This is a genomic window from Vibrio sp. OPT46, from assembly GCF_015163535.1.
Taxonomy (GTDB): Bacteria; Pseudomonadota; Gammaproteobacteria; order Enterobacterales; family Vibrionaceae; genus Vibrio; species Vibrio alginolyticus.
Window position 1 is genome coordinate 43,775 of record NZ_JADDYG010000236.1, and the last position, 6,872, is coordinate 50,646.

Sequence of the window (6,872 nt, forward strand, 5' to 3'; positions counted from 1 at the left end):
TTGTACCCGCATGACGGATCAACTCTTTCGTCATCGGAATCAGCGCATCACCACCTTCTAAAGAGAAACGTTTTGCACCTGGGAATTTCGCCCCGAGGTAACGCTCCAAACCTTCAGCGGCTGTTAGCTCTTCTAGGAATGTGCGCTTCTCATCTTTGTTGAATGATGGCTGGCCTACGACAGACTCAAGGCGTTGCTGAATCCAACGCTTTTGCTCTGTGTCAGTCATGTGCATGTATTCAGCACCGATGGAACCGCAATAAGTTTTGTTGAGGGCTTCATAGATATCTTTCAACTTCATGGTTTCTTGCCCAACAGCAAAAGAACCTACGTTGAAAGTTTCTTCGAAGTCATCTTCGGTAAGATTATGAAAAGCAGGGTCTAACTCCGCCACTGTTGGGCGTTGCCATAGACCTAGTGGGTCTAATTCTGCAGCTTCATGCCCGCGGAAACGGTATGCGTTGATTAGCTGTAGAACTTTTACTTGTTTTGCATCGACATCTGGGTCACTAACTTGGACATTGTAATGCTTTGTTTCTCTAGCGAGTCGTCGGAAGTAGTCGCGGACACGTGAATGTGGTTGTTCTGCCACTTCTTCTGATGGCTTAGGCAAGCCTTCAAAAACACGTTTCCACTCCTCACTTACCAGATCGGGATCACTTAGATACAGTTCGTAGAGGTCCTCTACATACGTTGCATTGGCGCCAGCCAAGTGTGAAGACTCGAGCCATGCCTTCATCACGCCGTTGTGCATATTTTCCCTTAACCAGTAGTTTTCACGTTTGCTTCGGTCTTTGCCGAGCTATAAGAGCCGACTAAAAATACGGTCGGCAATTTTTGTATTCTTTACTCGAATATTACTGAAGCAGTGAAGCGGTCATATCGGGTGATCCGCAACACTGCGACACTCCTAAGAGCGAGTAAATTAAACCGAACGATTAACCAACATCGACTTAATGTGACCGATGGCTTTCGTCGGATTTAATCCCTTAGGACAAACACTTACACAATTCATGATGCCATGGCAACGAAAAACGCTAAATGCATCATCAAGATCAGACAAACGTTCATCTGTTGCCGTATCGCGGCTATCAATTAGCCAACGGTACGCTGCGAGAAGACCAGCTGGGCCGATGAATTTATCAGGGTTCCACCAGAATGATGGGCAAGACGTTGTACAACATGCACACATGATACATTCGTACAATCCATCTAAATGCGCACGATCATCAGGCGATTGTAGGTTCTCACGTGATGGTGGTAATGCACCATCATCAATCAAGAATGGTTTAACTTTCGCATAGTTATCATAGAACTGCGTCATGTCAACGATAAGATCGCGCACGACAGGTAACCCTGGTAGTGGACGAATAACTATCTTATCGCCTTGTAGAGCAGATAACGGTGTGATACACGCTAGGCCGTTTTTACCATTCATATTCAAACCATCAGAACCACATACCCCTTCACGGCATGAGCGACGGAACGCGATGCTTGGATCTTGCTCTTTTAGCAGAATCAATGCATCAAGCACCATCATGTCTGAGCCTTCGTCTACCTCAAGGGTATACTCTTTCATGTAAGGCTTGGTATCCACATCCGGATTGTAACGGTATAAAGAGAAGTTTAATTTCATAGTCGTATCCTCCCTTTAGTATGTACGTACTTTCGGCGGGAAAGCTTCACGATGCGTTGGCGTCATGTTTACATCACGCTTAGTCATCGCTTCTGTTTCCGGATTGTAGATAGAGTGGCATAGCCAGTTCTCATCATCACGCTCAGGGAAATCGAAACGAGCATGTGCGCCACGACTCTCTGTACGGTAGTTTGCTGCAACGGCAGTTGAAAACGCGGTTTCCATCAGGTTATCAAGTTCTAGACACTCAATACGCTGCGTGTTGAACTCTGAAGACTTGTCCGCTAGATGCGCATCTTTCAAACGTTCGCGAATCACTTTCAACTCTTCTAGACCGGTTGCCATCGCATCGCCTTCACGGAATACCGAGAAGCTGTTTTGCATGCATGCTTGTAGGTCTTTACGAATCTGAACTGGATCTTCACCACCAGTGCTGTTTTCCCAACGCATAGTACGCGCTAGAGACGCTTCAATATCAGATTCTGTTGCAGGACGAGCTTCTGCTTGCGCTGCTAGCGTTTCGCCAAGGTGCAAGCCAGTAGCACGACCAAATACGACCAAGTCTAGTAATGAGTTGCCGCCCAGACGGTTAGCACCGTGTACCGATACAGAAGCAATCTCACCACATGCGTAAAGGCCTTGTACTTCCATCTCGCTACCGTCGGCCTTCTGCTTAATTGCTTGGCCAGAGACTTGAGTAGGTACACCACCCATCATGTAGTGACAAGTTGGAATTACTGGAATTGGCTCTTTCACTGGGTCAACGTGTGCAAATGTACGAGACAGTTCACAGATACCTGGTAGACGTGATTCAAGTACTTCTTTACCAAGGTGATCAAGTTTCAACTTGATATGTGGACCCCAAGGACCATCACAGCCGCGGCCTTCACGAATTTCAATCATCATTGAACGAGCAACCACGTCACGACCAGCAAGGTCTTTCGCGTTTGGTGCGTAGCGCTCCATGAAGCGTTCACCATCTTTATTTAGAAGGTAACCACCTTCACCACGACAACCTTCCGTCACTAGAACACCCGCGCCAGCAATACCTGTTGGGTGGAACTGCCACATTTCCATGTCTTGCATTGGAACGCCTGCGCGAAGTGCCATACCAACGCCATCACCCGTGTTGATGTGCGCGTTAGTGGTCGATGCGTAAATACGACCTGCACCACCTGTAGCTAGAATGGTTGCTTTCGATTTGAAGTAACAGATTTCACCCGTTTCCATACAAATCGCAGTACAACCCATGATTGCGCCGTCTTGGTTTTTCACAAGATCCAAAGCGTACCACTCCGAGAAGATGGTTGTTTTGTGTTTTACGTTTTGCTGGTAAAGCGTGTGAAGAAGTGCGTGACCAGTACGGTCTGCAGCAGCGGCTGTACGAGCAGCCTGCTCACCACCAAACTCTTTAGATTGGCCACCGAATGGACGTTGGTATATGGTACCGTTATCAAAACGAGAGAATGGAAGACCCATTTTTTCAAGCTCGATAACTGACTCAGGACCATTTTTACACATGTATTCAATCGCGTTCTGGTCACCGATGTAGTCGGAACCTTTAACGGTATCGTACATGTGCCATTGCCAATCGTCTTTGTGCGAGTTACCCAGAGCAACGGTAATGCCGCCCTGTGCAGACACAGTATGAGAACGTGTTGGAAATACTTTTGACAACAAAGCACATGATAGGCCTTGCTCTGAAATTTGTAGTGCAGCGCGCATACCTGCACCACCAGCGCCGATTACTACGGCATCAAACTCACGAACTGGAATAGACACTTACGCACCCCACAGAATAAATAGACCAGAGAAGACATAGCCGAATAGCACGGCAATAACACCAAGTTGTAGTGCGCCACGTAGTTTCGCGCACTTAATGTAATCAGTTAATACTTGCCACAAACCAACCCAAGCGTGAATCAGGATCGAGACAAGTGCCAACATGGTGAATACTTTAGTGAAGGTACCACCAAAGAATTGGGTCCAAGATGCGTAAGAGATATCTGAAAATGCACAGAAGCTAATCAGATAAATCGTGTATAGCGTCATAATGATTGCAGTTGCACGAATTAGTAGGAAATCGTGTACACCATTACGACCAAATGAAGATACGTGTTTTACCATACCAAGATCCCCGCCAATAATGATAATACTGCTGTTGCACCAAACGCGACTTTAGCGCTCATCGTGCCTGAATCTAGTTCTTCAAAGTGACCTAGATCCATCAATAAGTGACGGATACCACCTGCGATGTGGTAGGCAAGTGCAGTAAGAATTCCCCACAGGATGAATTTTACGAAGAAGCTATCGACGATGTCAGCGGCTTCCATAAAACCCATTGGGGATGACAGAGAAATGGATAGTAACCACAGTAATATACCCACCGCAACAAACGTAATTACCCCAGACACACGGTGTAGGATGGATGCGATTGCTGTGATAGGAAAGTGGATGGTCTGTAAATCTAAATTAACAGGTCTTGACTTTCTTTCTTTCACGGGCTTGCTCACTCAGCTCCATTGAGCATTTATTGTTATAACCAATTTCAGCTTCCAAACGTACAAAAGTTAACATCCATTTAACAAATATCGCGAGTAACCACTCAGATAATTGTAAACAAGTTGTTAACAAACGGAATCCAGCAACAAACCTCACTCTTTGTTTCTAGCCCCGAATTTATAAGGATTTAACTAAAATTTTCTTTGCCAATATACGGCGAGCAACATTCTAATACAATTGGTGTAACAAATTATGCTACATAGAACAGATTTTTAACGATTTTCATGAGAAAAATCATAACAAGTGCACACAAAGATGGAGAAAAATTGACTTTAAGCTTTAACAACAGTACAAAAATGGCACATAAACATCCTGGACGGATTAAATAATAAACAAAGGAGATTGTTATGGCGGATAAGAAAGCGACCCTTCATGTTGAAGGTCAAGCGCCAATCGAACTGCCAATTATGGACGGTACGCTAGGTACACCTGTAATTGACGTTCGTAAGCTGGGAGCCAATGGTTACTTTACTTTTGACCCAGGTTTTCTTGCCACTGCATCTTGTGAATCATCAATCACGTACATCGATGGCGGCAAAGGTATTCTTTTGCACCGCGGTTTCCCGATTGATCAATTAGCCAATAACGCAGATTACTTAGAAGTATGTTACATCCTTCTTTATGGTGAAGCCCCTACCCGAGAACAATACGAGCAATTCAAAACGACCGTTACTCGTCACACAATGGTACACGAGCAAATCGCAAGCTTTTTCCATGGCTTCCGACGCGATGCTCATCCAATGGCGGTAATGTGTGGTGTAGTTGGAGCACTTGCAGCCTTCTATCACGACTCTCTTGACATTAACAACGACGAACACCGCGAAATTGCAGCGTACCGTCTGCTGTCAAAAATGCCAACACTGGCGGCGATGTGTTACAAATACTCTATCGGTCAGCCATTTATTTACCCTCGTAACGACCTTAGCTACGCAGAGAATTTCTTGCATATGATGTTCGCAAACCCTTGCGAAGAGTATGAAGTAAATCCTGTGGTTGCCCGTGCGATGGATAAGATTTTCACTCTACACGCGGATCACGAACAGAATGCGTCGACATCAACTGTTCGCCTAGCTGGCTCTTCTGGTGCGAACCCATTTGCATGTATTGCCGCTGGTATTGCATCCCTTTGGGGGCCTGCTCACGGTGGCGCAAACGAAGCCTGCTTGAGAATGCTAGAAGAGATTGGCAGCGTCGATAACATCCCTGAATATGTAGACCGCGCGAAAGACAAAGATGACCCATTCCGCTTAATGGGCTTTGGTCACCGCGTTTACAAGAACTACGACCCACGTGCGACAGTAATGCGCGAAACGTGTCATGAAGTTCTCAAAGAGCTAAACATTCAAGACCCTCTGCTAGACGTTGCAATGGAACTTGAGCGCATTGCACTTTCTGATGAGTACTTCGTGTCTAAGAAGCTGTACCCGAACGTAGACTTCTACTCAGGTATCATTCTTAAAGCGATTGGTATTCCAGTTTCTATGTTTACGGTTATCTTCGCGATTTCTCGTACCATCGGCTGGATTGCTCACTGGAACGAAATGCACAGCGATCCACTGAACCGCATCGGTCGTCCTCGTCAGCTATACACTGGCGAAACACAACGTGAGTTTTCTCCACTTCACGAACGTGAATGATCTTTTAGTACGAAGATAGACAAACAAAAGGGTTGAGATTTTCGTCTCAACCCTTTTTTCTTTTTTGCGTTTAACGTTATTAATGGAGAACGCTAAACCGGATTATCAATATCGATAAACTCCACATGTAGGCCATATTCATCCGCTAGCCATTTGCCTAAGGCCTGAACACCATAACGCTCAGTAGCATGATGACCTGCAGCAAAGTAATGAATGTCCATTTCACGAGCAGTATAAGTGGTGCGCTCTGAAATTTCTCCAGAGATAAATGCATCCAGCCCGTGCTGTACAGCAAGTTCAATGAAATCCTGCCCTCCACCAGTACACCAGCCGACTGTCTCAATCATCTTATCAGTATTCTCTGGAGCGATATGCAGAGGCTCTCTTTCAAGAACTTGGTTGATCTTACTCGCAAATTCAACACCAGACATCGGCTTTTTCAAGCGCCCAAACATAGCAACTGACTGAGGGTGCCCTTCAAGCCCACCTTCTACTTCGATTTCAAGTAAGCGAGCTAATTCAGCGTTGTTGCCTAGCTCTGGATGAATATCTAGAGGAAGGTGATAACCATATAAGTTGATATCATTTTTGATCAGGCTACGAATTCGTTTACCTTTCATGCCACGAATTGGCTCAGGCTCACCTTTCCAAAAATAGCCATGATGAACAAGCAATGCGTCTGCATTAAGCTCAATCGCTTTATCGATTAAGGCTTGAGAGGCGGTTACGCCAGTGATAACACGCTTTACCGCTGATTTCCCTTCTACCTGTAACCCATTTGGTGCGTAATCTTTAATTAACTGCGGTGACAGTTTGTCATTAAGAATCTGTTCTAGCTTTAAGTTATTCATTATTACTTCCAATTTCTAGCGCATGTAAACCTAAATAACCTCTCGATGGAATCAGACGAAAGAGTGCAACCTAGTTGATACAACAACGTTTTGACATCTGGCACCTTGATATCATTTAGGTCTTTAAAGTGTATCTCGAACCCTAATATCGATGCTAGCCACCCTACCCTCAAAAGCAAATTTAGT

At 45.2% G+C, this 6,872-nt stretch carries 6 protein-coding genes and 1 pseudogene; 1 reads left to right on the forward strand and 6 read right to left on the reverse strand.

What is annotated here, in order from left to right; translation table 11 throughout:
- The 5 genes and pseudogenes from IQR33_RS32695 to sdhC form a co-directional block, all read right to left on the reverse strand.
- Positions 1-754, reverse strand: a pseudogene (locus IQR33_RS32695) (2-oxoglutarate dehydrogenase E1 subunit family protein); the annotation flags it as partial.
- A gap of 171 nt (positions 755-925) precedes the next feature.
- On the reverse strand, positions 926-1,636 hold the full coding sequence (locus IQR33_RS09700; RefSeq protein WP_005382174.1) for a succinate dehydrogenase iron-sulfur subunit: 711 nt from the start codon (positions 1,634-1,636) through the stop codon (positions 926-928).
- Between the two features lie 15 nt (positions 1,637-1,651).
- Positions 1,652-3,418 (reverse strand): succinate dehydrogenase flavoprotein subunit, encoded by a 1,767-nt coding sequence (sdhA, locus tag IQR33_RS09705; RefSeq protein ID WP_005382172.1) that lies wholly within the window; start codon positions 3,416-3,418, stop codon positions 1,652-1,654.
- Entirely contained in the window at positions 3,419-3,763 is a 345-nt protein-coding gene (sdhD, locus tag IQR33_RS09710; RefSeq protein ID WP_005382169.1) for a succinate dehydrogenase, hydrophobic membrane anchor protein, read from the reverse strand.
- Positions 3,757-4,149 carry a succinate dehydrogenase cytochrome b556 subunit gene (gene sdhC, locus IQR33_RS09715; RefSeq protein WP_017634811.1) on the reverse strand — a complete coding sequence of 131 codons (393 nt, stop codon included), beginning with the start codon at positions 4,147-4,149 and terminating at the stop codon, positions 3,757-3,759. Before sdhC ends, sdhD begins: the two co-directional genes overlap by 7 nt.
- A gap of 396 nt (positions 4,150-4,545) precedes the next feature.
- On the opposite strand from sdhC, the gene IQR33_RS09720 reads away from it, so the two are divergent.
- Positions 4,546-5,835 (forward strand): citrate synthase, encoded by a 1,290-nt coding sequence (locus tag IQR33_RS09720; RefSeq protein WP_005382163.1) that lies wholly within the window; start codon positions 4,546-4,548, stop codon positions 5,833-5,835.
- Positions 5,836-5,927: 92 nt separating this feature from the next.
- Here IQR33_RS09720 and IQR33_RS09725 read toward each other — a convergent pair whose 3' ends face one another.
- On the reverse strand, positions 5,928-6,686 hold the full coding sequence (locus tag IQR33_RS09725) for a Nif3-like dinuclear metal center hexameric protein (protein WP_005382162.1): 759 nt from the start codon (positions 6,684-6,686) through the stop codon (positions 5,928-5,930).
- Positions 6,687-6,872: the final 186 nt, after the last annotated feature.

Bases quoted from the DNA above. Each gene is read 5' to 3' on its own strand.
- IQR33_RS09700 (WP_005382174.1), bottom strand. From the start codon at position 1,636: ATGAAATTAAACTTCTCTTTATACCGTTACAATCCGGATGTGGATACC.
- sdhD (WP_005382169.1), bottom strand. From the start codon at position 3,763: ATGGTAAAACACGTATCTTCATTTGGTCGTAATGGTGTACACGATTTC.
- IQR33_RS09720 (WP_005382163.1), top strand. From the start codon at position 4,546: ATGGCGGATAAGAAAGCGACCCTTCATGTTGAAGGTCAAGCGCCAATC.
- IQR33_RS09725 (WP_005382162.1), bottom strand. From the start codon at position 6,686: ATGAATAACTTAAAGCTAGAACAGATTCTTAATGACAAACTGTCACCG.